This is a genomic window from Streptomyces broussonetiae, assembly GCF_009796285.1.
In the GTDB taxonomy this organism is placed as follows: domain Bacteria; phylum Actinomycetota; class Actinomycetes; order Streptomycetales; family Streptomycetaceae; genus Streptomyces; species Streptomyces broussonetiae.
Genome location: NZ_CP047020.1, coordinates 8,223,189 through 8,249,464, shown reverse-complemented (window position 1 = coordinate 8,249,464; position 26,276 = coordinate 8,223,189). Strand labels below are relative to the sequence as shown.

Annotated in this window: 24 protein-coding genes; 6 read left to right on the top strand and 18 right to left on the bottom strand. The window is 71.7% G+C overall.

The genetic code is table 11. The features are described from left to right. From shc to GQF42_RS37580, 13 genes are all read right to left on the bottom strand, one after another. Complete coding sequence (shc, locus tag GQF42_RS37635) at positions 1-2,025, bottom strand: squalene--hopene cyclase (protein WP_158927452.1); 2,025 nt, start codon at positions 2,023-2,025, stop codon at positions 1-3. A gap of 117 nt (positions 2,026-2,142) precedes the next feature. Next, positions 2,143-3,207: a polyprenyl synthetase family protein gene (locus tag GQF42_RS37630; RefSeq protein ID WP_199273143.1), complete on the bottom strand. Its 1,065-nt coding sequence runs from the start codon at positions 3,205-3,207 to the stop codon at positions 2,143-2,145. A gap of 68 nt (positions 3,208-3,275) precedes the next feature. Next, on the bottom strand, positions 3,276-4,712 hold the full coding sequence (gene hpnE / locus GQF42_RS37625) for a hydroxysqualene dehydroxylase HpnE (RefSeq protein WP_158927448.1): 1,437 nt from the start codon (positions 4,710-4,712) through the stop codon (positions 3,276-3,278). Further along, entirely contained in the window at positions 4,709-4,951 is a 243-nt protein-coding gene (locus GQF42_RS47835; RefSeq protein WP_376000812.1) for a DUF6380 family protein, read from the bottom strand. Before GQF42_RS47835 ends, hpnE begins: the two co-directional genes overlap by 4 nt. Further along, positions 4,951-5,913, bottom strand: a complete 963-nt coding sequence (hpnD, locus tag GQF42_RS37620) for a presqualene diphosphate synthase HpnD (RefSeq protein WP_199272932.1) — start codon at positions 5,911-5,913, stop codon at positions 4,951-4,953. The genes GQF42_RS47835 and hpnD overlap by 1 nt, the downstream gene beginning before the upstream one ends. Further along, positions 5,910-6,806 (bottom strand): squalene synthase HpnC, encoded by an 897-nt coding sequence (hpnC, locus tag GQF42_RS37615; RefSeq protein ID WP_158927444.1) that lies wholly within the window; start codon positions 6,804-6,806, stop codon positions 5,910-5,912. The genes hpnD and hpnC overlap by 4 nt, the downstream gene beginning before the upstream one ends. Before the next feature lie 360 nt (positions 6,807-7,166). Next, entirely contained in the window at positions 7,167-7,955 is a 789-nt protein-coding gene (locus GQF42_RS37610; RefSeq protein WP_158931056.1) for an ABC transporter ATP-binding protein, read from the bottom strand. A gap of 19 nt (positions 7,956-7,974) precedes the next feature. Next, positions 7,975-8,907, bottom strand: coding sequence for an ABC transporter permease (locus GQF42_RS37605; RefSeq protein ID WP_158927442.1), 933 nt, complete (start codon positions 8,905-8,907; stop codon positions 7,975-7,977). Between the two features lie 59 nt (positions 8,908-8,966). After that, complete coding sequence (locus tag GQF42_RS37600; RefSeq protein WP_158931054.1) at positions 8,967-9,812, bottom strand: glycosyltransferase family 2 protein; 846 nt, start codon at positions 9,810-9,812, stop codon at positions 8,967-8,969. A gap of 32 nt (positions 9,813-9,844) precedes the next feature. After that, complete coding sequence (locus GQF42_RS37595; protein ID WP_158927440.1) at positions 9,845-10,624, bottom strand: CDP-alcohol phosphatidyltransferase family protein; 780 nt, start codon at positions 10,622-10,624, stop codon at positions 9,845-9,847. Next, positions 10,602-11,663, bottom strand: coding sequence for an iron-containing alcohol dehydrogenase family protein (locus GQF42_RS37590; protein ID WP_158927438.1), 1,062 nt, complete (start codon positions 11,661-11,663; stop codon positions 10,602-10,604). The genes GQF42_RS37595 and GQF42_RS37590 overlap by 23 nt, the downstream gene beginning before the upstream one ends. Continuing rightward, positions 11,651-12,403 carry a phosphocholine cytidylyltransferase family protein gene (locus GQF42_RS37585; protein WP_158927436.1) on the bottom strand — a complete coding sequence of 251 codons (753 nt, stop codon included), beginning with the start codon at positions 12,401-12,403 and terminating at the stop codon, positions 11,651-11,653. The genes GQF42_RS37590 and GQF42_RS37585 overlap by 13 nt, the downstream gene beginning before the upstream one ends. Further along, the gene (locus GQF42_RS37580) at positions 12,400-14,205 is read right to left on the bottom strand and encodes a DUF5941 domain-containing protein (RefSeq protein ID WP_158927434.1); all 1,806 of its coding nucleotides are present in this window, start codon (positions 14,203-14,205) and stop codon (positions 12,400-12,402) included. The genes GQF42_RS37585 and GQF42_RS37580 overlap by 4 nt, the downstream gene beginning before the upstream one ends. Positions 14,206-14,564: 359 nt before the next feature. Here GQF42_RS37580 and galE point away from each other — a divergent pair, with 359 nt between their 5' ends. The 3 genes from galE (at position 14,565) to idi (ending at position 17,394) form a co-directional block, all read left to right on the top strand. Beyond that, a complete protein-coding gene (galE, locus tag GQF42_RS37575; protein WP_158927432.1) occupies positions 14,565-15,536 on the top strand; it encodes a UDP-glucose 4-epimerase GalE in 972 nt (323 codons plus the stop codon). A gap of 148 nt (positions 15,537-15,684) precedes the next feature. Further along, positions 15,685-16,626, top strand: a complete 942-nt coding sequence (locus tag GQF42_RS37570; RefSeq protein WP_158927430.1) for a cation diffusion facilitator family transporter — start codon at positions 15,685-15,687, stop codon at positions 16,624-16,626. 174 nt (positions 16,627-16,800) lie between these two features. Further along, a complete protein-coding gene (gene idi, locus GQF42_RS37565) occupies positions 16,801-17,394 on the top strand; it encodes an isopentenyl-diphosphate Delta-isomerase (protein ID WP_158927428.1) in 594 nt (197 codons plus the stop codon). A 6-nt stretch (positions 17,395-17,400) separates the two neighbouring features. Here idi and GQF42_RS37560 read toward each other — a convergent pair whose 3' ends face one another. Both GQF42_RS37560 and GQF42_RS37555 read right to left on the bottom strand, forming a co-directional pair. Continuing rightward, a complete protein-coding gene (locus tag GQF42_RS37560; RefSeq protein WP_158931052.1) occupies positions 17,401-17,895 on the bottom strand; it encodes an ATP-binding protein in 495 nt (164 codons plus the stop codon). Between the two features lie 176 nt (positions 17,896-18,071). Then, the gene (locus tag GQF42_RS37555; protein WP_158927427.1) at positions 18,072-18,671 is read right to left on the bottom strand and encodes an HdeD family acid-resistance protein; all 600 of its coding nucleotides are present in this window, start codon (positions 18,669-18,671) and stop codon (positions 18,072-18,074) included. Positions 18,672-18,800: 129 nt separating this feature from the next. Between GQF42_RS37555 and GQF42_RS37550 the strand changes: the two genes are divergently transcribed. Further along, positions 18,801-19,574: an enoyl-CoA hydratase/isomerase family protein gene (locus GQF42_RS37550; protein ID WP_158927425.1), complete on the top strand. Its 774-nt coding sequence runs from the start codon at positions 18,801-18,803 to the stop codon at positions 19,572-19,574. On the opposite strand, the gene GQF42_RS37545 is transcribed toward GQF42_RS37550, so the two are convergent. Both GQF42_RS37545 and GQF42_RS37540 read right to left on the bottom strand, forming a co-directional pair. After that, positions 19,561-20,196, bottom strand: coding sequence for a DJ-1/PfpI family protein (locus tag GQF42_RS37545; protein WP_158927423.1), 636 nt, complete (start codon positions 20,194-20,196; stop codon positions 19,561-19,563). The two genes, GQF42_RS37550 and GQF42_RS37545, sit on opposite strands and share 14 nt — an antisense overlap. Before the next feature lie 104 nt (positions 20,197-20,300). After that, positions 20,301-21,260, bottom strand: a complete 960-nt coding sequence (locus tag GQF42_RS37540; protein WP_158927421.1) for a GlxA family transcriptional regulator — start codon at positions 21,258-21,260, stop codon at positions 20,301-20,303. Between the two features lie 200 nt (positions 21,261-21,460). Here GQF42_RS37540 and GQF42_RS37535 point away from each other — a divergent pair, with 200 nt between their 5' ends. Together GQF42_RS37535 and GQF42_RS37530 are read left to right on the top strand one after the other, a co-directional pair. Beyond that, positions 21,461-23,905 (top strand): Tex family protein, encoded by a 2,445-nt coding sequence (locus GQF42_RS37535; protein ID WP_158927419.1) that lies wholly within the window; start codon positions 21,461-21,463, stop codon positions 23,903-23,905. A 103-nt stretch (positions 23,906-24,008) separates the two neighbouring features. After that, positions 24,009-24,578, top strand: coding sequence for a DinB family protein (locus tag GQF42_RS37530; protein ID WP_158927417.1), 570 nt, complete (start codon positions 24,009-24,011; stop codon positions 24,576-24,578). A 42-nt stretch (positions 24,579-24,620) separates the two neighbouring features. Here the strand turns inward: GQF42_RS37530 and GQF42_RS37525 are convergent, their stop codons facing one another. Beyond that, complete coding sequence (locus GQF42_RS37525; RefSeq protein WP_158927415.1) at positions 24,621-26,261, bottom strand: ABC-F family ATP-binding cassette domain-containing protein; 1,641 nt, start codon at positions 26,259-26,261, stop codon at positions 24,621-24,623. Between the last annotated feature and the right edge of the window lie 15 nt (positions 26,262-26,276).

Sequence of the window (26,276 nt, the reverse complement as noted above, 5' to 3'; positions counted from 1 at the left end):
TCAGCCCACCTTGACCTCGGAGTGGGGTTTTCTGGCGAGCAGGCCACGCTCGAACGGGTCGCCGTGCAGGTACCGGCCGAGCGCGGTGAGCGGGAAGACCTGCCGGTACAGGTGGTAGTTGATGGAGAAGTCCCAGGGGAAGCCGGTGCCCGTGAAGTACGGCTCGTCCCAGCTGCCGTCCTCCCGCTGGGTGTCGGCCAGCCACTGCACACCGCGCTCGACGGCCTTGGAGTCCTGCTCCCCCGCCGCGAGCAGCGCCATGAGCGCCCACGCGGTCTGCGAGGCGGTGGAGGCGCCACGACCGCTCCACTCCTTGACGTACTTGTAGGAGCGCAGGTCCTCGCCCCAGCCGCCGTCGTCGTTCTGGATGCTCTCCAGCCAGGCCACGGCCCGCCGGATCGCCGGGTGCGAGCCGGGCAGCCCGGCTGCGGTCAGGGCGGGGACCACCGACCCGGTGCCGTAGATGTAGTTGACGCCCCAGCGGCCGAACCACGAGCCGTTCGACTCCTGTTCGGCGAGCAGCCAGTCGATGCCGCGCCGGGTGCGCGGATCGTGGGCGAGACCCTCGGCGGCGAGCATCTCCACGACGTGCGCGGTGACGTCCGCCGACGGCGGGTCGATGACCTCGCCGAAGTCGCAGAACGGCAGCCGGTTGGGGAACGGGCTGGTGTTGTCGACGTCGAAGGCGCCCCAGGCGCCGTTCTTCGACTGCATCCCCAGGTTCCAGCGCACCGCCCGCGCAATGGCCTTGTCCATGCGCTCGGGGTCGTGGTGGCCGACCCGGCGCAGCGCGAGCGCGACCTCGGCGGTGTCGTCGATGTCCGGGTAGTTGTCGTTGTGGAACTCGAACGCCCAGCCGCCCGGCGGCAGTCCGGGGCGCTTCACGGCCCAGTCCCCGGGCCGGACGATCTCCTCGCCGAGCATCCAGTCGGCCGCCTTGACCAGTTGCGGATGATCGGCGGGCAGCCCCGCGTCGACAAGCGCGATGGCGGCGAGGCAGGTGTCCCACACCGGGGACTGGCAGGCCTCGATCATCCGGGAGCCGTCCTCGCGCCACACGGCGAAACGGTCCAGCGAGGCGATGCCCTCGCGCATCACGGGGTGCTCGAGGTCGTAGCCGAGCAGGTGCAGGGCGATGACCGAGTACACGGCCGGCGGCTGGATGCCGCCCCAGCAGCCGTCGTTCTCCTGCCGCTCGATGATCCAGCGGGCGGCCGAGTCCATCGCCGCCCTGCGCAGCCTGCGCGGGACGACCTTGCGCAGCTGGTGCAGCCCCTTGTCCAGCCGCTGGAAGGCGCCCTCCCAACTCGTCACCGGAGCAAGCGGCCTGGGCGGGTTGGGGCTGGCCGGGTCGGTGTGCAGCTCGTCCAGCGGGAAGGGCGCCGGGCGCACCGGACGCTTGGCCGAGACGACGGTCAGCGGCACGATCGTCTGCCGGGCCCAGCAGCCGAAGTCGTAGATGTTGAGCGGCATCCAGGTCGGGAAGTAGATCAGTTCCGGCGGGAGTTCGGGCAGGTCCTCCCACTTCCACCAGCCGAACAGGGCGAGCCAGATCCGGGTGAAGACACGGGAGGCGGCGATCCCGCCACGCTCACGGATCCAGGCGGATGCTTTCGCCATGTGCGCCTCGTCGGGCGCGTCGCCGGCCAGGCGCAGGGCGACGTACGCCTCGATGGTGGTGGACAGTTCCCCCGGGCCCTTGTAGAAGGAGGCCCAGGTGCCGTCCTCGCGCTGCTCGCTGCGGATGAACATCGCGGCGGCCTGCGTGGTCTTCTCGTCACGGATCCCCAGGAACTGACGGAGCAGCAGGTCCTCGGCGTCCATGGTGACGTTGGTCTCGAGGTCGCCCTTCCACCAGCCCTGGGCGTCCTGCCGTGCCAGCAGGAAGTCGGTGGCGCGCCGGGCGGCGCGTGTGGCGGCTTGGTGTACCCCGGCCGCCTCGGGGGTGCTGAGAGTGGTGTCGCTGGCCGCGGCCGCGTGGGACGGCAGGGTCGCCCCGGTGCTTCCGTCGGTCGTCGCTGTCATGGCTTCCCCTTAGTGCAGTCGTGCGAGTCGTGCTGCTGTGGGTCCGCCGTCGGCCGGTGTCCTGCGTCGTACGTATGACACCGGCCGGCGACTACGCGAGGCTTGAGCCGATAGTGATCATCTCTTTCGTACGACGACGAAGTCGGCGAGCGCCGTGAAGGCGTCCCGGACCCGGCCGGGCATGTGGACGACGTCGAGGGCTTCGATGGCGATGGTGTGCTGACGGCGCGCTTCGTCGGCCGTCCACTCGCGGCCGCCGGCCTCCTCGATCAGGGCCGCGCGGGCGGCGAACTCCTCCTCGGAGAAGTTCTCGAAGTCGCTGCTCTTGGCGTCCGCGGCGAGGATCTCGCCAAGCTTCTCGGAGGCGGAGCCGCCTGCCGCGAGCGCGGCGACGACCGGCAGGGACTTCTTGCGCTGGCGCAGGTCGCTCCAGGTCTGCTTGCCGGTGGCCTCCGGGTCGCCCCAGATGCCGAGGAGGTCGTCGACGGCCTGGAAGGCGAGGCCGAGGTGGTAGCCGTACTTCTCCAGCGCGTCGGCGGTGGCGTCGTCCGCTCCGCCGAGGACCGCACCGATGGAGCTGGAGGCGGCGAGCAGCGCGCCGGTCTTGTTGCCCTCCATCTCCAGGCACTCCTCGACGCTGACGCGGTCGCGGTGCTCGTAGGAGATGTCCTGCGCCTGACCGTCGATCAGGGCGCGGCTGGCGGCGGTCAGCCGACGTGTGGCACGGCCGGCCTCGACGGTGCCCAGCTCCAGCAGGACCTCGTTGGCGAGGGCGAAGAGGGCGTCACCGACCAGGATGGCCTGGGCCGGGCCGTGCACCTTCCAGACGGTGTCACGGTGCCGGCGCTGCTCGTCGCCGTCCATCAGGTCGTCGTGCAGCAGCGAGAAGTTGTGAACGAGTTCGACGGCGACGGCCCCCGGCACGCCGACCTCGGGGGCGGCACCGGTGACCTCGGCGGAGAGCACGGCGAGGGCGGGCCGTACGGCCTTGCCGCCGTCGCCGGCGGCGGGGTTTCCGGCCGCGTCGATCCAGCCGAAGTGGTAGGCGGCGACGGTGTCCATGGGAGGCGCCAGCCGGTCGACAGCCGAACGCAGGACCGGTGTGGCCAGGGTTCGGCCGCGCTCCAGCAGCGCGGTCACGTCCACCGCGGTCCTCCGAGCGGGGGTCGGGGCCGGGGGCACAGTGGGCACAGTCTCTCCTCTTGTTGCGGTGCCGGGGGTGCGGGGGCCCGCCCGGTGCTGCTCGAGCATCAGGCCGCCTCCTCGAACGCGAAGAGACGGCGGGGGCGGGGCCGGCCCAGGGCGCTCAGCGCGGCGTCGGCCGCGCTCACTCCACTACGGACCGCACTCTCCATGGTCGCGGGCCACCCTGTGGCGGTCCACGCTCCGGCCAGGTACAGGCCGGGGGCCTTGGTGCGGGCGCCGGGCCGCAGCCGCCCGACGCCGGGGACCGGGGCGAACGTGGCCGTACGCTCCCGGGTCACGAAGAAGTCCTTCACCACGGCGCCCCGGGTGCCCGGGATCAGCCGCTCCAGCTCCGGCAGATAGCGCTCGCGCAGGGTGGCCACGGGCGCGTCGATGTCGTCGTGCGCGGCCGACTGCGACAGCGCCAGGTACTGCCCCGCGGCGAGCCCGGAGGAGTCCGTGCGGTCGAAGACCCACTGCACGGGGGTACCGAGGGCCGCGAAGAAGGGGCGGGCGAGCACCTTGCGGTCGTACACGATGTGCACGTTGAGGATCGGCGCGGCAGGAATGCCGAGCAGCCGCTCGGGGGCATCGAGCGCGCCGGTGGGCAGCAGGTCGTGCGTCTCCTGCTGGGGTACGGCGAGGACGACCGCGTCGGTTTGCAGCGTCTCGCCGGGAACCTGAACGCTCCACGTCCCGTTCTCGTTTGTAGAGACGGAGGTGACGCGTGTACGGACCTCGGTACGGACGCCCGCGGAGTCGAGCGCCTTGCGGGCCAGGCGGTCGTGCAGTTCGCCCAGGGGGACGCGGGCCCAGCCGATGTCGGCCGCGCCCGGGTAGGACAGCAGACCGGTCTTGAACACCATCGCGGCGAGCCCCAGCGAGGCGTCGCCCGCGACCGCGTTGAGGGTGGCGACCCCGACCAGGTCCCACAGGGCCTCGATGGCACGCGCCGACTGGCCGTGCGCGGCCAGCCAGCTGCCGAAGTCCTGGGTGTCCAGGGTCGGATCGGCGAGGTCGAGCCCCTTGAGCGCGAGCGCGGCACGCCCGACCGCGGCACGCTCGGCGAGCGAGAGATGCGGATAGGCGGCCAGGCTGCGCCCCAGGTGGAGCGGGACGGGCAGTGGGTCGCGCCGGATCCTGCCGAGCCGTCGCCCTTCGGGCTTGGCGACGTCGACGACGGGCACGTCGAGGCGGTCCTGCAGCGGCGCCAGCGCCGCGCCCTGGATCCGGTCGAGGAACCAGCGGTAGGCGGTGCAGCAGCGCAGGTACACATGCTGGCCGTTGTCGACGGTCAGCTCGCCGCGCTGGAAGGAGAAGGCGAGGCCGCCCAGCCTCGGCCTGCCTTCGAGCAGGGTGACACGGACGCCCGCGTCCGCGAGCGCGAGCGCGGCGGTGATCCCGGCGAGCCCGCCGCCGACCACTACGGCACTGCGGCCTGCCGCCCCCTCGGCTCCCGCGGTGTCAGCGTGCGCCTGTGCGGGGCGCGAGCGGTCGGTCATCGTGCGTCCTTCCGTGCGAGCGCTCCGCGGGGAGTGCCGTGCTGGGCCGTCGGCCGTCCGCGGGTCCCTCGTGGCTCGTCACACCCACGCAGCGGCAACCGCATCGCCGGCACGGCCCCGCGTGCCTTCGGGGCGCGAGCGTGCTGGTCGAACGGTGCGCGGTCGGCCGTCGCAGTCTGGGACGCCACGCCGCCGTGGAGGGTTGCCTGCCGCATGTCCCCTGGTTCGGTGAGGTCCATCAGGCGCGCCTCCTGACGGACCGCGGCGCGGTGTGGCGGGTGACGTTGCGGGCGTCGAGTCCCGACAGTCCGCGTACGGCCACGTAGGCCTTCTCGCGTCCGGGCAGCGAGACCCGGCCGCGCAGCACAGCTTCCGGATCGCGCTCGATGCGGTCCAGCAGCCGGCGGTAGATGCCGGCCATGGCGGCCACACAGGCGCCGCTGCGCCGGTCGAGCATGGGGAGCAGCCGGTAGCCCTCGGCGAAAAGGGCGCGGGCCCGCCGCACTTCGAAGTGCACGAGGCCCGCGAAGTCGGAGCCCTCCGGTGGCGTCGGCCCGTCGAACCCGGCCGAGCAGCCGAACTTGGCCAGATCGTCGGCGGGCAGATAGGTACGGCCGCCCTGAGCGTCCTCGCGGACGTCTCTGAGGATGTTGGTGAGCTGCAGCGCGAGACCGAGCGTGTCGGCGTACTCGGCGGCGCGCTCGGCACCGCGCGCGCCCCGTTCGGTGCCGAACACGCCGAGCGAGAGGCGGCCGATGGCACCGGCGACGCACCGGCAGTAGACCTTCAGGTCGTCCCAGGTCTCGTAGGTCTCCCCACGCAGGTCCATCTGGACGCCGTCGATCAGCTCGTCCAGCCCGCCGAGCGGGATCGGGAAGGCAGTGGCGGCATGGGCGAGGGCGACGGCCACCGGGTCGGTGTCGTCCTCCTCGACCTGGCCCTCATGGACCCGGGCGAGCAGCGCCCTGGTGTCCTCGAGGCGGGTCAGCTTGGTCTCGCCGGGCAGGTCGCCGTCGCCGATGTCGTCCACGCGCCGGGAAAACGCGTACAGCGCCGACATGGCGCGACGCTTGGGCGTGGGCAGCAGCCGGATGCCGTACGCGAAGTTACGGGCCTGCTGCCCGGTGACGGCCTCGCAGTAGCTGTAGGCGGCGAGCACCGGCGCGGACACGTGCGACGGAGACTCCACGGTCCGGATCACCCCTCTTCTCGCAGGATCACGCCCGCCTCACGCAGCAACTGGACCTTGCCGGGTCTGGGCGGGCCGGGAAGTACGTCGTATTCGGCGGCGGCGATCGCCCTGATCGCCGCTCTTCCCCCCGCCACGAACCCTGCGAGCAGCAGCTTCAACCTGCCGTGGACGCTACCCACCAGGGGGGCGCCTTCATTCAACAGATCGCGGGCGCGTTGTGCTTCGTATGCAACCAGGGCGCGCACCGATGCGCCTGCGGATTTCCCGCCAAGATCCGCTTCCTGCACGTGGAAGCGCTTCATGTCGACGGCCGGGAGGTAGATCCGGTCGCGGGCGAGGTCCTCGGCCACGTCCTGGAGGTGTTCGACGATCTGCAGCGCGGTGCAGATCGCGTCGGAGAGGCGGATCCGCTCGGGGGTCGCGGTGCCCGTGACCCCGAGGACGAGGCGGCCGACGGGGTTGGCCGACAGTTCGCAGTAGGCCAGGAGGTCGTCGTAGGTCTCGTACCGGCTGACGAGCTGGTCCTGGCGGTTGGCGGCGATCAGGCCGAGGAAGGGCTCGGGGGTGAGGCCGCGGCAGCGGACGGTGGGCTGCAGGCGGCGCAGCAGCGGGTGGTGCGGGCTGCCGTCGAAGACGCGGCGCAGGTCGGTCTCGAAGGCGTCGAGCAGGACCAGGCGGTCCTCGGCCCCGTCGGGCGACACGCCGAGGGCACGGGCGTCGGCGCCGCCGGGCGCCAGGTCCCCGTCGCCGATGTCGTCCACCAGACGGGCGAAGCCGTAGACGGCCATGAGGTCGTCGCGCCACGCCCGGGGCAGGAAGAAGGGGGCCACGGGGAAGTTCTCGCTCGCGGCCTTGTCCAGGGTGGCACGCTGCAGGGCCGGCGCCGCCTCGGTGGCCGTCATCGGGCGCTGCCCTGGGCGGGGACGGCACATGCTGCGTTGAGCAGGGGAGTTTCCGTAGCCATTGCCGTCACATCTCCCGTTCTACACTGCCGACCCAATACACACTATTTCGGACACGCCGCCCGGCAATTCACGGGGTCGCCCTGGCGCAGGGTGTCGCGCATTATCGCCCCACTTGCCGCTTTCCGGCACTGGTACAGCTTACGTTGTACAACGCATCGAGGTCCGCCGGGGAGTCCTGCAGATCACAACAACGCACCGATTGACGCCAAGATTCCTTGCGCGAGCCCGAGTTGACGTTTCCTTTGCAGCCCGGGGCCCGGCCGGACGGACTCCGACGGACCCCTGGCCGAAAACAGGCTACTTCCCCGTGAACTTCTCGTACTCCTTGAGCACCTCTTCGGTCGGGCCGTCCATACGCAGCTCGCCGCGCTCCAGCCACAGGACGCGGTCGCAGGTGTCGCGGATGGACTTGTTGTTGTGGCTCACCAGAAAGACCGTTCCGGCCTCCTTGCGCAGTTCACGGATGCGCTCCTCGGAGCGCATCTGGAACTTGCGGTCACCGGTGGCCAGGGCCTCGTCGATCATGAGGACGTCATGGTCCTTGGCGGCGGCGATGGAGAAACGCAGCCGGGCGGCCATACCGGAGGAGTACGTCCGCATCGGCAGAGTGATGAAGTCGCCCTTCTCGTTGATCCCCGAGAAGTCCACGATCTCCTGGTAGCGCTCCTTGACCTGCTCCCGGGACATGCCCATGGCGAGACCGCCCAGGATGACGTTGCGCTCACCGGTGAGGTCGTTCATCAGGGCCGCGTTGACGCCCAGCAGCGAGGGCTGGCCTTCGGTGTAGACCTTGCCGCGCTCCGCGGGCAGCAGACCGGCGATGGCGCGCAGCAGGGTCGACTTGCCGGAGCCGTTGGAGCCGATCAGACCGACGGCCTCGCCGCGGTAGGCGACGAAGGACACCCCGCGCACGGCGTGCACCTTGCGCACGCCCCGCGCCGCGTCGTCGGAGCCCCGCTTGAGGATCCTGCTCAGCGCGGCCGTGGCACTGCCCTTGCCGGTCCTGGCGCCGTTGACGCGGTAGACGATGTGCACGTCGTCGGCGATGACGGTGGGGCGGCGCTCGCCGGTGTTCTGCCCGGGGATCTTCTGCCCGGCGTTCTGCTCAGCCACGGCCGTACCTCTCCTCCGCCTTCCAGAAGTACACAAAACCTCCGGCGAAGGCGGCGACGGCCCAGAACAGCGCGATGGCCCACACGTGCGGCGGCAGGTTGGCGGCGCCGTAGCCGTCGATCAGCGCGTAGCGCATCAGGTCCATGTAGACCGCGGCCGGATTGACCTGGAGCAGCCGGACCGCCAGCTCCGAGCGGCCCTCCATGATCTTGCTGATGGAGAACATCACGCCGGAGGTGTACATCCAGGTGCGCAGGATGAACGGCATCAGCTGGGCGAGGTCCGGCGTCTTGGCGCCCATGCGGGCCACGATCAGCGCCAGCCCGGTGTTGAACAGGAACTGCAGCAGCAGGACCGGCACGATCAGGAGCCAGGACGGGCTCGGGTAGCTGCCGAACCCGACCGCCACGACGAACATCACGATCATCGAGAAGAGCAGCTGCTGGAGCTGCTGGAGCGAGAAGGAGATGGGCAGCGAGGCGCGCGGGAAGTGCAGGGCGCGCACCAGGCCCAGGTTGCCGGAGATCGCCCGGACGCCCGACATGATCGAACTCTGGGTGAAGGTGAACACGAACACGCCGGTGACCAGGAACGGGATGTACACGTCCTGGGACAGGCCGCGGCTCGCGTGCAGGATGACGCCGAAGATGAAGTAGTACACGCCGGCGTTCAGCAGCGGTGTCGCCACCTGCCAGAGCTGGCCGAGCTTGGCCTGGCTGTACTGCGCGGTCAGCTTCGCCTGTGAGAAGGCGAGGATGAAGTGGCGCCTGCCCCACAGCTGACGGACGTACTCGGCGAGCGAGGGGCGGGCGCCGCTGACGGCAAGCCCGTACTTGGCGGCGAGCTGCGCGGCCGTCAGTCCCTCGTCGGGCGACGGTATCGCGTTCACCGCGGCGGCACCGCCGTCATGGGTTGTGTGACTCACGAGTGGAAATCCGGACTCTCTTGGTAAGAAGCTTGCTCTCTTCGGGTAAGAGAAGCTTCTCAGATCACCGGAGGCCGGCCCAACCGGGTCAGCCGCCACACCGTGCGCCAGCGCATGGGGCGGCGCGGGCCGCACGACGTCGTCCAGCCCTCCTTGAAGCCGCCGAACCAGGCCTTCAGGGCCGGGGCGGACGGACGGCGCAGCAGTGTGAGCAGCAGCCAGACACCGAGGTAGACGGGGACCAGGAGGACGGGCAGGTTGCGGCGCGCCAGCCAGACCCGGTTGCGGGCGACCATGCGGTGGTAGACCGCGTGCCGCGAGGGCGCGGTCGTGGGGTGGTACAGGACCATGTCCGACCGGTAGTCGATCATCCAGCCGGCGTCCAGGGCCCGCCAGGCCAGGTCGGTCTCCTCATGCGCGTAGAAGAACTCGTCCGGCAAGGTCCCGGCCTCGGCGAAGACCCGGGTGCGCACGGCGTTGGCGCCGCCCAGGAAGGTGGTGACCCGGGAGGAGCGCATCGGGTCGGAGGCGCGCAGCCGGGGCACATGGCGGCGCTGGGTCTCGCCGGTGTCGGGGTCGGCGATGCGGAAGCTGATGATGCCCAGTTCGGGGTCGGCCTCGAACGCCTCGCGGCACAGCTGAGCGGTGTCGTGCCGGGCGAGCAGCCCGTCGTCGTCGAGGAACAGCAGTATGTCGACATCCCGGCCGCCGGGCCCGAAGGCCTCTATACCGACGTTGCGGCCGCCGGGGATGCCCAGGTTCTCGGCCAGCTCGATCGTCCGTACGCCCTCGGGGACGTCCGGGACGGGCGAGCCGTTGCCGACGACGACCACCTCGATACGGTCGCCGTCCTGCTTGGCGACCGAATCGATGAGGGCCTTCAGCTCGTCGGGCCGGTTGCCCATGGTGATGATGACGGCGCCGACCTTCACGGCACTCACTTCAGCCTGCTGGAAGCGAGGATGGACACCAGGTGCAGCAGGGTCTGCAGCAGGGCGATACCGGCCAGCACCGCGACACCCAGCCGGGAGAAGAACAGGTCGCCGCGCACGTGGTCGACGACCGCCAGCACCAGGATCAGCAAGGACGCCTCGATGCCGAGGATCAGCCGGTGGAACTTGAGGGCGGCGGCGGCGCGGCGGGCCAGCTTCATGCCGGAGGAGCGCATCTCGGCGGCGGCTTCCTGGACCGGCGGCTTGCCCGCCTGGTGGCGGGCGACGCCGACGAGGTCGGTCTCGGCCTTGATCAGGATGGCACCGAGCGCCGCCAGCGTGCCGAGGAAGGCCCAGAGCCAGTCGACACGGCCGCCGCCCCACAGGTCGGCGGCGCGCAGGCCGAAGCCGACGAGCACGGCGGCGTCGGTCAGATAGGCGCCGACCCGGTCGAGGTAGACGCCGTTCAGCGAGTACTGCTTCTTCCAGCGGGCGATCTCGCCGTCGACGCAGTCCAGCAGCAGGTACAGCTGGACGCAGACCACGCCGAGCACGGCGCCCCAGATCCCCGGCACCAGGAGTGCCGGGGCGGCGAGCACGCCGAAGACGGTCATCAGGTACGTGAGCTGGTTGGGCGTGACCCTGGTGTTGACCAGGTAGCGGTCGACCCGCAGGGACACCTCACGCATGTAGAGGCGTCCCATCCAGTGCTCACCGCTGCGCCGGTCCTTCACCCCCGCGGGGTGAACGACCGGACGGAGTTCAGCTACCGATGGCCTTGACATAGTCGGCGTAGATGTCCTTGATCTGGTTCGGCTTGAGGTCGAGGTGCTCGATGATCGTGTAGCGGCCGGGGCGGGTCTCCGGGGCGAACTCCACCGCGCGGACGAACTCGTCCACGGTGAAGCCGATCTCCTCCGGCAGCACCGGAAGCCCGTGCCGGCGCAGGACCTCGGCGGTGTGGGCCGCCTCCTCGTGGGCCCCGCGCAGATACGTCGCGAAGGCCGCGCCGAGCCCGCACTGTTCGCCGTGGGCGGCCGCCCGCTTGGGGAACAGCAGGTCGAAGGCGTGGTTGATCTCGTGGCAGGAGCCCGAGGACGGCCGGGAGTCACCGGAGATGGACATCGAGATGCCGCTGAGCACCAGCGCCTCGGCGAGCACCTGGAGGAAGTCGTTGTCGCCGATGCCGCCGGGGTGCCGCAGCACCGCCTCGCCGGCCTGGCGGGCCACGGCCGCGGCGAGACCGTCGACCTTCTCGCCGGTGACCCGGTTGGACAGCTCCCAGTCCGCGACCGCGTTGATGTTGGAGATCGCGTCGCCGATGCCGGCCCGGACGAAGCGGGCCGGGGCCTCGCGGATCACGTCCAGGTCGATGACGACCGCGATCGGGTTCGGCACACCGTAGGATCCGCGCCCGGCGTCGTTGTCGAGGGTGGCGACCGGCGAGCACAGGCCGTCGTGCGCGAGGTTCGTCGGTACGGCGACCAGGGGCAGGCCGACGCGGGCCGCGGCGAACTTGGCGCAGTCGATGATCTTGCCGCCACCGAGCCCGACGACCGCGTCGTAGTGACCGGACTTCATCTCGCCGGCCAGCCGGATCGCGTCGTCGAGGGTGCCGCCGCCCACTTCGTACCAGGAGGCGCCGGGCAGTGAGGGGGCGATGCGCTCGCGCAGCTTGGCCCCGGAACCACCGCTGACCGCGACGGCGAGCCGGCCGGACTGCGCGATGCGCTCGTCGGCGAGAACGCCGGCCAGGTCGTCCAGGGCACCCGGGCGGATGTCCACGACGACCGGCGAGGGAATGAGCCGGGTCAGTAGCGGCACGCGATCTCCCGTCCCTTGGCGAGGTCGTCGTGGTTGTCGATCTCGACCCACTGGACGTCGCCGATCGGCGCCACGTCGATCCGGAAGCCGCGGTTGACCAGCTCCTGGTAGCCGTGCTCGTAGAACTGCTGCGGGTCGGTCTCCCAGACCGCCTTGAGCGCGTCGGCCAGGTCGGGGGCGGCGTCGCCCTCGATGAGGGTGACGCCGATGTACTCACCGGTGGCCTCGGCGGGGTCCATCAGCTTGGTGATCTTCGTCATGCCCTTCTCGGGGTCGACGACGACCTTCATCTCCTCGTCCGCGAGGGACTTCACGGTGTCGAGGGCGAGGATGATCCTCTTGCCCTCGCCACGCGCGGCGAGCAGGGTCTTCTCGACGGAGACCGGGTGCACGGTGTCGCCGTTGGCGAGGATCACGCCGTCCTTGAGGGCGTCACGGCCGCACCACAGGGAGTAGGCGTTGTTCCACTCCTCGGCTTTGTCGTTGTCGATGAGGGTGAGCTTGAGGCCGTACTTCGCCTCCAGGGCCGCCTTGCGCGCGTAGACGGCCTCCTTGCGGTAGCCGACGATGACCGCGACCTCGGTCAGGCCGATCTCGGCGAAGTTGCCGAGGGTCAGGTCCAGGACCGTGGGCTCGCCCTCTATGCCCGCGGGCCCCACCGGCACCAACGCCTTGGGCAGGGTGTCGGTGTAGGGGCGCAGGCGCCTTCCGGCGCCGGCCGCCAGCACGAGGCCGATCATGCGGATTCTCCTTCGTCGTGTACGGCGGGCGCCCCTGCGGACACCCAGAAGCGGATGCTCTCGGCGAGCACCACGAGGGCTACGGCCACGGCGAGGACCGTGAGCGCGACCGTGAACTGTGCAGCGGTGAGGACCGCAGCCAGGACGGCGACGAGCAGCGTCCGCCCGTCGTGCCCCCCGATGACGCGCACCAGCCAGGCCGGTGGCGCTCCGGCGTTGCCGCGGATGCGGTACACCGTGTCGTAGTGATGGTAGGCGACGGCAGCCACCAGCCCGAAAGCCGCTGGAAGGGCGCCGTTCACGTCCGCCCTGGCCGCGAGGATCAGTACCGTGCCGTATTCGGCGGCGCGGAAGAACGGCGGGACCAGCCAGTCGAGGGCGCCCTTGAGGGGGCGGGCGACGGCGAAGGCCGAGGTGAGGACGTAGACCAGGGCGCCGATCACCGGCAGTGCCGAGCCGAAGTCGGTGACGGCCGCGCAGGCGAGGACCGCGGCGCCTCCCGCAAGGGCGACCGCGGGGACCGCGAGACCCGGCAGGCCCCGCTCGAGCACACGCTGTACGACCTCGGTGAGCGGGCCGGAGTCGGCCAGGTCGGCGAGCGCCCCGGCGGCCCGATCGGTCCGCCGCGCCTTGCGGGTCAGGGACCGCAGCACCCGGCCCGCCGTGGTGTACGTCGCCGCGACGGCACAGCCGACGAGCAGGACGTAGAAGGTGATCCGGGGTGTGGTGGCCGCGGTGAGGACCGCTATCAGCGCCCAGCGCTCGCCGATGGGCAGGACTATCATCCGGCGCGCCCACACCGTCCAGCCGACGCCGTCGAGCCTGTCGGAGAGGGCGGCGGTGGGGCTGGTGTTGGCGGTGGCGTCGTGGTTGGCCTCGTTGAAGGAGAAGTCGACCACGTGCCGGCAGGTCTGCAGGATCATCGCGCCGAGCGCGAGGGCCCATACATCGTCGTGGCCGCCGCCGCGGGCCGCCCCGAGGGCGAGGCCGGCGTAGTAGGCGTACTCCTTGGCCCGGTCGAAGGTGGCGTCGAGCCAGGCGCCGAGCGTGGAGTACTTGAGGGCATAGCGGGCGAGCTGGCCGTCGGTGCAGTCCAGCACGAAGGACGCGATCAGCAGCACACCGGCCGCGACGAACCCCGCGCGCGTGCCCGTCGCCGCACAGCCCGCCGCGATCAGGGCGGTGAGCAGCGAGGCCGTCGTGACCTGGTTCGGGGTCAGGCCTCGGCGGGCGCACCAGCGGGCGATGTAGCGCGAGTACGGGCTGATGAAGAAGGTGGTGAAGAATCCGTCACGGGACTTCACGGCCGACTTCAGGCGTACGGCCTCCTCGTCCACGGCGGCGACGGCCTGCCGGGCCTCGTTGCGGGCCTGCGGGTCGGCGGGGACGGCGGCGACTAGGCTGCCCAGCTCGGGCCGGTGCACCTCGCTGCCGTCGGCGTCGAGGGCGGTGACGATGCGGTCGGTCAGGCTGTCGACCGCGAGGGCCGTACCGCCGCCCGGGAAGGTCTCGCGGGCCACGGCCCGGGTCAGCGCCTGCCGGGCGGCCGGCTGGGCGGTGACGGCGCCGGGGACGGCGGACAGCTCGAAGCGAGGGTCGGTCAGGCCGAGGCGCAGGGCGTGCTGGTGGCCGACGAAGCCGGCGTCGACCAGGGCAACACGTTCACCGGCCGGGGCGGCGGCGAGCAGGGTCTCGGCCTCGGAGGCGTCCTCCGCCACGCGCACGTCGAAGCCGAGGGACCGCAGATCGTTCTCCAGGGACGATCCGGGTACCGGCTGACCGGTGACGATGGCGGTCGACAACCGAACTCACTCCCTGGGTGCCGACGCACGGGCGCCGGTCGCTTGCATGGTGGGGCGCCTGTCTGCGGCACCCGGGCGACATGTCGGCGAAGGCTATCCGATGGGCCGGAATCCGTGTTCACCGGCCGTTCACGGCCCGGCCCACGGGGGCTGCCCCGGCCTTTGCCGCGATCATCATCGGGGATTCGGGGCCCGGCCGACAAACCGTCGGCGCAGATCCGGGCAACCGGGACACCTCCCGGGCCCGCGTCCCGGCCCCCTCCGGACCCGCGTCCCGGCCCCCGCTGCCCACCGGCCCACCGGCACGAGCGCAGCTGCGCTTCGCTCCGGCAGGGGAGGTCGGCCTAGGCTGGGCGACCATGACGTGGCTGATCACCGGAGGAGCCGGATACATCGGGGCGCATGTGGCACGGGCCATGGCCGGCGCCGGGGAGAGCGTGGTGGCGCTGGACGACCTGTCGGCGGCGGTGCCCGCCCGGTTGCCCGCCGACGTCCCGCTCGTCGAGGGCTCGACGCTGGACGGGGACCGGCTCAAGCGGGTCCTGACGCAGTACGGCGTCACGGGCGTCGTCCATCTCGCGGCGCGCAAGCAGGTCGCGGAGTCGGTGGCCGGGCCCACCCGTTATTACCGGGAGAACGTGGGTGGCCTCGCCACGCTGCTGGACGCGGTCGCAGAGGCGGGGGTCCGGCGGCTGCTGTTCTCCTCGTCGGCGGCCGTGTACGGCAATCCGGACGTGGACCTGATCACCGAGGACACCCCCTGCGCCCCGGTGAACCCCTACGGCGAGACCAAGCTGGCCGGGGAGTGGCTGGTGCGGGCCGCGGGGCGGGCGCACGGGATCTCCACCGTGTGCCTGCGCTACTTCAACGTGGCGGGCGCGGCGGCGCCGGAGCTGGCGGACACGGGCGTGTTCAACATCGTGCCGATGGTCTTCGACCGGCTCACCCGCGACGAGGCCCCGAGGATCTTCGGGGACGACCATCCGACGCCCGACGGCACCTGCGTCCGGGACTACGTCCACGTGGCCGATCTCGCCGAGGCGCACCTGGCGGCGGCCCGGCGGCTCGCCGACGGGGACCTGTCCGGGGACCTGACGCTGAACGTCGGGCGCGGCGAGGGTGTCTCGGTGCGGGAGCTGATCACGGTCATCGGCGAGGTGACCGGAGACCGCCGGGAACCCGTGGTGGAGGGGCGCCGGCCGGGCGACGCGCCGCGCGCGGTGGCCTCGGCCGAGCGGGCGGCGCGGGAGCTGGGCTGGCGGGCCCGGCGCGATGTGCGCGAGATGGTCGCCTCGGCCTGGCAGGGCTGGCAGCTGCACCACGGGGGCTGAGCCCGCAGCGCCCTGACCTGCGGAACGTTTCCGCAGGTCAGGGCACATGACAACGGTGTTCAATGCCGCGTTGCCCCATACCCCCCACCCGTAGTTCACTGGGCCTGCCGGACGGATCCCGCAAGGGCACAGGAAGGGTGGTTTCTCCATGGGGGCAGGGCACGACCACGGGCACGCGCACAGCCATGCGCCGGCCACGGGTACGGCCGCGGCGGCGTACCGCGGGCGACTGCGGATCGCGCTGGGCATCACACTGACGATCATGGTCGTCGAGATCGTCGGCGGCCTGGCCGCGGACTCGCTCGCGCTGATCGCGGACGCGGCGCACATGGCGACCGACGCGGTGGGCCTCGGCATGGCCCTGCTCGCGATCCACTTCGCGAACCGCCCGCCGAGCACCAACCGCACGTTCGGTCTCGCCCGCGCCGAGATCCTCGCCGCCCTGGCGAACTGCCTGCTGCTGCTCGGCGTAGGCGGCTACGTGCTGTACGAGGCGATCGAGCGGTTCGTCACTCCCGCGCAGACGCGCGGCGGACTGATGGTCGTGTTCGGTCTGATCGGCCTGGTCGCGAACTCGATCTCGCTGACCCTGCTGATGCGCGGGCAGAAGGAGAGCCTGAACGTGCGCGGCGCCTTCCTGGAGGTGGCCGCGGACGCGCTCGGCTCGTTCGCCGTGCTGGTCTCGGCGGTGGTCATCCTGACCACCGGCTGGCAGGGGGCCGACCCGGTCGCCTCGCTGGTCATCGGGGTGATGATCGTGCCGAGGACGGTCAAGCTGCTGCGCGAGACGCTGGACGTGCTGCTGGAGGCCGCCCCCAAGAACGTCGACATGTCCGAGGTGCGGGCGCACATCCTCGCACTGGACGGCGTGGAGGACGTTCACGACCTGCACGCCTGGACGATCACCTCGGGCATGCCGGTGCTCTCGGCGCACGTGGTGGTCAGCTCGGACGTGCTGAGCGCCATCGGCCACGAGAAGATACTGCACGAGCTGCAGGGCTGCCTCGGCGACCACTTCGACGTGGAGCACTGCACCTTCCAGCTGGAGCCGGGCGGACACGCCGAGCACGAGGCACGTCTGTGCCACTGAACGCACGTGCGGGCGTTCGCCCCTGCGGGCGGTTCCCGGCGGCGGTCGCCGGGCACGATGATCTACCGGGTCCCCGTCCTGGCACGGCGCCGCGCGCGGACGTGCGGGGAAGTGCCGGGAGTGCCGGATTCGTACGGCAGACTTGGGGTGCGAAGAACGAGGCGAAGGATGGGTATGCCGATCACACCTGCCACCGCGACGCACAGCTCGTCGGAGGGCACCGCAGAGGCGATTTTGCTGGAACTGGTCGACGAGAAGGGTGTGACGATCGGCACGGCGGAGAAGCTCGCCGCCCACCAGCCGCCCGGACAGCTGCACCGCGCGTTCTCGGTGTTCCTCTTCGACGAGCAGGGTCGGCTGCTCCTGCAGCAGCGTGCGCTCGGCAAGTACCACTCCCCCGGTGTGTGGTCCAACACCTGCTGCGGCCATCCCTACCCGGGCGAGGCACCGTTCGCGGCGGCGGCCCGGCGCGCCTTCGAGGAACTGGGCGTGTCGCCGTCGCTGCTCGCGGAGGCGGGCACGGTCCGCTACAACCACCCCGACCCGGCCTCGGGCCTGGTCGAGCAGGAGTTCAACCACCTGTTCGTCGGCCTGGTGCAGGCCCCGCTCGCACCGGATGCGCAGGAGGTCGCCCAGGCCGCCTTCGTGACGGCGGCCGAGCTGGCGGAGCGGCATGCCCGCGACCCGTTCTCGGCCTGGTTCATGACCGTGCTGGACGCCGCCCGCCCGGCGATCAGGGAGCTGACCGGCCCGTCCGCGGGCTGGTGAGCGCCGCTACGGCAGCGTCGCGGGCTTGAGCGGCAGGGCGGCCCAGATCACCTTGCCGCCGCTCGCGGTGTGCTCCACGTCCACCGTGCCGCCCGCCTCCCGGGCCACCTCACGGACCAGCAGCAGGCCCCGGCCGCCGGTCTGGCCGTGGTCCGCCTCCAGGGCGGTCGGCCGGTAGGGATGGTTGTCCTCCACGGACACCCGCACCCACTCGGCTCCGACGGCGACCTCCACGGCCAGCACCGGCGACAACAGCGCCGCGTGCCGGACCGCGTTGGTGACCAGCTCGGAGACGATCAGCAGCAGGCCGTACACCAGCTCGTCGGAGACCGGTACGCCCTGGCGCAGCAACAGGTCCTTCACGGCATGCCGGGCCTGCGGGACCGAGGCGTCCACGGCGGGCGCGGTGAACCGCCAGACGCCCTCGTACGGCAGGGGATCGGGCGGCCGTGCGGCGCCCACCGCTGGGCGCGGGCCGTCCCCGCGCCCGTGGTTGTCCATCGTCCGATCGCCACCCTCGCGCTCGATTGTCACCACACGTCGAGTGTTGGTAACGATCGGCTCCGTCCCGGATGCCTGAACACAAGTCAGCGGGTATCGAACACTTTGTGACCGAGTGCGTATGACACGGTCACGTGTGGGACTGTTTCCTGTCCCCTCGCACGCCGCTTCGCGAACTATTCGGGTTGTACGGGTTTGGCTCCGTCCTTGCCCGAGACGAGCCCGACGACGCGGCGCCCGCCGTAGCCGGTGGCCACGAGACCAAGGCCGTCGAAGAGCAGGGCGAGCGAGAAGAAGGCACCAATCACGTACTGGCTGCTGCTCGGCCAGGAGCCGAGGACCAGGATCCCGAGCAGCAGGTCGAAGGCGCCGAGGAGCAGCGTCCAGCCCAGCTGCGGTCCGCGCACGACCAGGCCGCCGACCAGCCGGAAGAGACCGCCGGTGAGGAACAGCAGGGCGGCGAACATGGTGAGGGCGGCGGCTGCCGCGTGGGGCAGGCGGATCACGACGACGCCGGCCGCGATGTTCAGGGCCGCGACGATGACGCCCAGCCAGAAGTAGCTGGTGCCGCGAGCCTGGACCGCGTGCACCAGGCCGACGATCCCGCCGATCAGCAGCAGCCAGCCGAACAGCAGCATCGACGTCAGTGTGGCGACCGCGGTGTAGACGAGTCCGACGAGTCCGGCGAGAACCAGGATCACGCCGAGTGCCGCGAGCAGACCGAAGCCGCGGCGCAGTGTCTTCGCTCTGTCCGTGCGCTTGCCGGCCCTGGCCATCGCAACCTCCTCGGTCGCCGCCTTCTTCGCGCCTCCCTTCCTTTTTGTCCCCGCTGGGCGGGATTCCGTAACTCCCGGCTCCGCCCGCTCCCGGACTGCTCCCGGACGGCTCCCGGATACGATCCGCGCATGGAGTCCCAGCTGTCCCACCACGTCGAAGGCGCCGTCGCCACCGTCGTCATCCGCCACCCGGCCAAGCGCAACGCCATGACGGCGTCCATGTGGCGGGCGCTGCCGCCCCTGCTGGAGGCGTTCGCGCGCGATCCCGGCGTACGGGCGCTGGTGCTGACCGGGGAGGGCGGGACCTTCTGCGCGGGCGCGGACATCAGCACGCTGCAGGGCTCGCCACAGGAGGCACAGGGGCTCGCGGTGGCGGCCGAGGAGGCGCTGGCCGCGTTCCCCAGGCCGACCCTCGCCGCGGTGCGCGGGCACTGCGTGGGCGGCGGGGCGCAGCTCGCGGCGGCCTGCGATCTGCGGCTGGCGGAGGAGAGCGCGCTGTTCGGGGTGACCCCGGCGCGGCTCGGCATCGTCTATCCGGCCTCCTCGACCCGTCGGCTGGTGTCGCTGGTCGGCCCGGCCACCGCCAAGTACCTGTTGTTCACGGCCGAGTTGATCGACGCCGGGCGGGCGCTGCGCACCGGTCTGCTGGACGAGGTGCTGCCGGACGGCGAACTGGACAAGCGGGTCGCGGAGTTGACCCGGGTCCTGGTCGCGCGCTCGCAGCTCACACAGGGCGCCGCGAAGGAGTTCGCCGAGGGCCGGACGGACCGGGACGCGCACTGGGCGCGGCAGGCGCAGGGCAACCCCGACACCGCGGAAGGCGTCGCCGCGTTCCTGGAGCGCCGCCGGCCGCGCTTCACCTGGAGCGCGGCCGGGCCGGAGAACGTGACTACGTCAGGCTGAACCGCCCGCCCGCGCGGAACTCCTCGACGAGGTGCGCGGGCGCCTTGACCGGGGAACCGGCGTCGTAGGGCGGCTGGGGGTCGTACTCGGTCAGCAGCTGGACGGCCTGGGCGTGTTCGTCGCCCGCGATCCGGCCGGTCAGCGTGAGCGCCATGTCGATGCCGGAGGAGACCCCGGCGGCGGTGACGTACTTGCCGTCGGTCACGACCCGCTCGCCGGTCGGTTCGGCACCGAACTGCTCCAGCAGCTCCAGGGCGGCCCAGTGGCTGGTCGCACGACGGCCGTGCAGCAGACCCGCGGCGGCGAGCAGCAGTGAGCCCGAGCAGACCGAGGTCGTCCAGGTGCTCGTCGCGTCGGCCGCGCGCAGCCAGTCCAGCAGGACGTGATTCTCCATCTGCGCCTCCGTGCCGGGCCCGCCGGAGACCACCAGGAGGTCGGGGCTCGGCAGCTCGTCCAGGGCCCGGTCGGCGGTGACGGCGAGAAATCCGGTGTCCGTACGGATCGGCCCGGGCCGCTCGGCGACGAAGGTGAGGTGCGCGTCCGGCAACCGGCTGAGGATCTCGTAGGGCCCGACGGCGTCCAGGGCGGTGAAACGGTCGTAGACGACCATGGCGATCTCCATGGGGGCTCCTTCGGTGGGTGTGAGGGCTTCGACGGGTGCGTGGCCGTCACCGGTGCCGTGGCTCTTCGCGCGGTCGGCCCGGCGTTCTCCACAAGCGGCCCCCTTCAGCGGGCCGGGGCCGGGTGGAAGCGTCTGCGGTACTCCACCGGGGGTGTGCCCAGGGCGCGAAGGAAGGCACGGCGCATGGCCTCGGGCGTGCCGTAGCCGCTGGCGCGGGCGACCTCCTCGACGCCGCCGACGGTGTCCTCCAGCAGGCGGCGGGCGTGCTCGAGACGGACCCGGTCGACGTAGCGCCCTGGGGTCACGCCGGTCTCCTCGCGAAAGGCGCGGGCGAAGTGGCGCGGTGAGAGCCGGGCCCGGGCGGCGAGGGACTCGACGGTCAGGTCGCCGCCCGGGTGCTCGGTGATCCACCGCTGCACCTCCCGCAGGGGCGCGCGCTGCGCGGTCTGGGCCGCCAGCTGGGCGCTGAACTGCGCCTGGTTGCCGGGCCGGCGCAGGAAGACCACCAGGTGCCGGGCGACGGCGAGCGCGACCTCGCGGTCCAGGTCCTCCTCCACCAGGGCCAGGGCCAGGTCGATGCCGGAGGTCACCCCGGCCGAGGTGGCGACGTCTCCGTCACAGATGTAGATGGGCTCGGGTTCCACGGTGACGGCCGGGTGGTCCCGGGCCAGCGTGTCGCAGTAGGCCCAGTGGGTCGTCACCCGGCGGCCGTCGAGCAGACCGGCGGCGGCGAGCAGGATGGCGCCGGTGCACACGGAGACGAGCCGCCGGGCGCGCGGTCCGTGGGTGTGCAGCCACTCGATCAGCCGCGGGTCGGGGGCACGGGTGCCCTCGCCGCCCGGGACCAGCAGGGTGTGCGGGTCGGGCGCCGAGGTGAGCGCCTCGTCGGGGACGAGGTTCAGCCCGCTGGAGGTACGCACCGGGCCGCCGTCCAGGGACGCCGTGTGGATCCGGTACGCCCCGGGCGTGAGCTTCTCGGCGCCGGCGAACACCTCGAGCGGGCCGGTGACGTCGAGGCTCTGAACGCCGTCGAAGAGGACGAAGAGGAGCGTGCGCTGCGGCATGTCATCGATTCTTCGCCGCCCGGAGCATGGCCGCAATGACGAGATTCCCACCTTTTCTGCCATGTCCGGCGCTCTTTTACGGCGAGGTGCGACGGGACAGGGGGACCGGCGGCCCGCCGGTGAGCCGCCCTGATCACCGGTTGTCGGTGCCACCTGCCACAATTGCCGCGCAACCTCAGTGGAGAAGGCGGTACGGGATCGTGACGACACCCGGGTCCAGCGGATCCATCAGCGTGGGATCCATCGAAGGCAGGATCGCCGAGGAGCTCGGCGTACGGGAGCGGCAGGTGAAGGCCGCGGTGGAGCTGCTCGACGGCGGTTCGACGGTGCCCTTCATCGCCCGCTACCGCAAGGAAGCGACCGAGATGCTCGACGACGCGCAGCTGCGCACGGTCGAGGAGCGGCTGCGCTACCTGCGGGAACTGGAGGAGCGGCGGGCGGCGATCCTGGAGTCGGTGCGCGAGCAGGGCAAGCTCACCGACGAACTCCAGGCGCGGATCCGCAGCGCCGAGACGAAGGCGCGTCTGGAGGACATCTACCTCCCGTACAAGCCCAAGCGGCGTACCAAGGCGCAGATCGCGCGCGAGGCCGGCCTGGAACCGCTGGCCGAGGGGCTGCTGGACGACCCGTCGGTGGAGCCGCTCGCCGCTGCCGCCGCGTTCGTGGACGCCGACAAGGGCGTCGCCGATCCGCAGGCCGCTCTGGAGGGCGCGCGGGCGATCCTCACCGAGCGGTTCTCGGAGGACGCCGACCTGATCGGCGAGCTGCGCGAGCGCATGTGGGTGCGCGGGCGCCTCGCCGCGAAGGTGCGCGACGGCAAGGAGGAGGCGGGCGCCAAGTTCGCGGACTACTTCGACTTCGCCGAGCCGTTCACCGAGCTGCCCTCGCACCGGATCCTGGCGATGCTGCGCGGCGAGAAGGAGGAGGTCCTCGACCTCGTCCTGGAGCCGGAGGAGCCCGCTGAGTCCCCGGCGGGACCCTCCTCCTACGAGGGCATCGTCGCCTCGAAGTTCGCGATCGCCGACCGGGGCCGCCCCGCCGACAAGTGGCTGACGGACACCGTCCGCTGGGCCTGGCGCACCCGCATCCTGGTCCACCTCGGCATCGACCTGCGCCTGAGGCTGCGTACGGCCGCCGAGGACGAGGCGGTGAACGTCTTCGCGGCGAACCTGCGCGACCTGCTGCTGGCCGCCCCGGCCGGCACCCGCGCGACGCTGGGCCTGGACCCCGGATTCCGTACGGGTGTGAAGGTCGCCGTGGTCGACGCCACCGGCAAGGTCGTCGCCACCGATGTGATCTACCCGCACGTCCCGGCCAACAAGTGGGACGAGGCCCTGGCCAAGCTGGCCCGGCTCGCCAAGGAGCACGCGGTCGACCTGGTCGCGATCGGCAACGGCACGGCCTCCCGCGAGACCGACAAGCTCGCCGGTGAACTGATCACCAGGCACCCGGAGTTGAAGCTCACCAAGGTGATGGTGTCCGAGGCGGGCGCGTCGGTGTACTCGGCCTCGCCGTACGCCTCGCGGGAGTTTCCCGACATGGACGTGTCGCTGCGCGGCGCGGTCTCCATCGCCCGGCGGCTGCAGGACCCGCTGGCCGAGCTGGTGAAGATCGACCCCAAGTCCATCGGTGTCGGCCAGTACCAGCACGACCTGTCCGAGGTGAAGCTGTCCCGCTCGCTGGACGCGGTGGTCGAGGACTGTGTGAACAGCGTCGGGGTGGACGTCAACACCGCGTCCGTGCCGCTGCTTTCGCGGGTGTCGGGCATCTCCTCGGGCCTCGCCGAGAACATCGTGGCGCACCGCGACGCCAACGGCCCCTTCACCTCCCGCGCGGAGCTGAAGAAGGTGGCGCGGCTCGGCCCCAAGGCGTACGAGCAGTGCGCGGGCTTCCTGCGCATCCGCGGCGGCGACCCGCTGGACGCCTCCAGCGTGCACCCGGAGGCCTACCCGGTGGTGCGCCGCATGGTGAAGACCACTGGCCAGGAGGTGGCCTCCCTCATCGGCAACACGGGCGCGCTGCGCTCGCTGCGGCCCGCCGACTTCGTGGACGACACCTTCGGTCTGCCGACCGTGACGGACATCCTGAAGGAGCTGGAGAAGCCCGGCCGCGACCCGCGTCCGGCCTTCAAGACGGCCACCTTCAAGGAGGGCGTGGAGAAGATCGCCGACCTGTCCGCCGGGATGGTGCTGGAGGGCGTGGTGACGAACGTGGCGGCCTTCGGCGCGTTCGTGGACGTCGGCGTCCACCAGGACGGCCTGGTGCATGTCTCGGCCATGTCGAAGACCTTCGTCAAGGACCCGCGCGATGTCGTCAAGCCCGGGGACATCGTCAAGGTGAAGGTCCTGGACGTGGACATCCCGCGCAAGCGGATCGCCCTGACCCTGCGCCTGGACGACGAGGCGGCCGCGCAGGGCGGCCAGAGCGGCCAGGGCGGCCAGGGTGGCCAGGGTGGCGGCAGCCGGCAGCAGCGCGGCGGGGGCCGGCCGCCCCAGCAGCGCCAGGGCGGCCAGGGTCAGGGTCAGGGCCAGCGACAGGGCCGTGGCGGCGGTGACCGGGGCGGGCGGCAGGCGCCGGCACCGGCCAACAACGCGATGGCCGACGCACTGCGCCGCGCGGGTCTGCTCGACCCCAGGAAGCGCTGAGGCGACGGGGGCCGGAGCCACCGGGTCCGGCCCCCGTGCAGCCCCCCCGCCGCGAGGGAAGAAATCCGGTGGACGAAGGTCGTCCGACCGGCAGACTGCCCTCATGACCGATGCCAAGGACGACCTGCGGGTCTACCTCCAGGACGCCCGCGACGTACTGCTGTGGAAGCTCGAGGGCCTGTCCGAGTACGACGTCCGCCGCCCGCTGACCCCGACGGGCACCAATCTGCTCGGCCTGGTCAAGCATCTGACCGGTGCCGAGGCCCTGTACCTGGGGGCGGCTTTCGGACGGCCCTTCGCGGGCACCCCGCTGTGGTTCACCGGGGACGCCGCGCCCGACAGCGACCTGTGGGCGCGGGCCGACGAGTCACGCGAGGACATCGTCTCCGGATACCGCCGGGCGTGGGCCCACGCCGACGACACGATCGCCGTGCTCTCCCTGGACGCGGTCGGCCGGGTGCCGGGCGCACCACGCGAGATCACACTGCACCGGGTGCTCACCCACATGATCGCCGAGACCCACCGGCACGCCGGACACGCGGACATCGTGCGCGAACTGATCGACGGCACGGTGGGCCTGCGGCCGGACGGCGTCCATGTCGCACCGTACGATCCCGGGCACGCCGGCCGGGTCGAAGAGGCGGCGAAAGAAGCCGCGGCGCGCTGCTCGTAGAGCCCCGCAGGCCCGATGGCGCACCGCGGGCCCCGCGGTGCGCTACCGCTCCGTCACCTTCCCGTCCGCCACCTCCAGGCGCCGGCCCACCCGCACCGCGTCCAGCATGCGGCGGTCGTGGGTGACCAGCAGGAGGGTGCCGGTGTAGGTGTCGAGGGCCGACTCCAGTTGCTCGATGGCGGGCAGGTCGAGATGGTTCGTCGGCTCGTCCAGGACCAGCAGGTTGACGCCCCGGCCCTGGAGCAGGGCGAGGGCGGCGCGGGTGCGTTCACCCGGGGAGAGGGTCGCGGCCGGGCGCAGCACGTGCTCGGACTTCAGGCCGAACTTGGCGAGCAGCGTGCGCACTTCGACCGGCTCGGTGTCGGGGACGGCCGCGCAGAAGGCGTCGAGGAGTGTCTCGGAGCCGTGGAACAGACCGCGGGCCTGGTCGACCTCGCCGACCAGGACGCCGGAGCCCAGGGCGGCGTGGCCCGCGTCGAGCGGGACACGGCCGAGCAGCGCGCCGAGCAGGGTGGACTTGCCGGCGCCGTTGGCCCCGGTGATCGCGACCCGGTCCGCCCAGTCGATCTGCAGGGAGACCGGGCCGAAGGTGAAACCGCCGCGCCGGACCTCGGCGTCCCGCAGGGCCGCCACGACGGCGCCGGAGCGTGGTGCGGAGGCGATCTCCATCCGCAGCTCCCACTCCTTGCGCGGCTCCTCGACCACGTCCAGCCGCTCGATCATGCGCTGGGTCTGCCGGGCCTTGGCGGCCTGCTTCTCGCTGGCCTCGCTGCGGAACTTGCGGCCGATCTTGTCGTTGTCGTTGCCGGCCTTGCGCCGGGCGTTCTTGACGCCCTTGTCCATCCAGGACCGCTGCATCCGCCCGCGTTCCTCCAGGGCGTTCTTCTTCCCCTCGAACTCGTCGTACTCCTCGCGGGCGTGCCGGCGGGCCACCTCGCGCTCCTCCAGGTAGGCCTCGTAGCCGCCGCCGTAGAGGTTGATCTGCCGCTGGGCGAGGTCGAGTTCGAGGACCTTGGTGACCGTGCGGGTGAGGAACTCGCGGTCGTGGCTGACGACGACCGTGCCCGCGCGCAGGCCGGTGACGAAGCGCTCCAGCCGCTCCAGGCCGTCGAGGTCGAGGTCGTTGGTGGGCTCGTCGAGGAGGAAGACGTCGTAACGGGACAGCAGGAGCGAGGCGAGGCCGGCCCGGGCCGCCTGGCCGCCGGAGAGGGAGGTCATCGGCTGGTCGAGGCCGACCGCAAGGCCGAGGGAGTCGGCGACCTCCTCCGCGCGTTCCTCCAGGTCCGCGCCGCCCAGGTTCAGCCAGCGATCGAGGCTCAGCGCGTAGGCGTCGTCGGCACCGGGCGCGCCGTCGACCAGGGCCTGGGTGGCCTCGTCCATGACGCGCTGGGCCTCGGCGACGCCGGTGCGGCGGGCCAGGAACGCGCGCACGGTCTCGCCCGGCCTGCGCTCCGGCTCCTGCGGCAGATGGCCGACGGTCGCGGCGGGCGGGGACAGCCGCAGCTCGCCCTGCTCGGGCGCGACGAGCCCGGCGAGCATCTTCAGCAGCGTGGACTTGCCCGCGCCGTTGGCACCGACCAGCCCGATCACATCGCCGGGCGCGACGACGAGGTCGAGCCCGGAGAAGAGGGAGCGGTCGCCGTGCCCGGCGGCGAGGTTCTTGGCGACGAGGGTGGCAGTCATCAGGACGTCGATCCT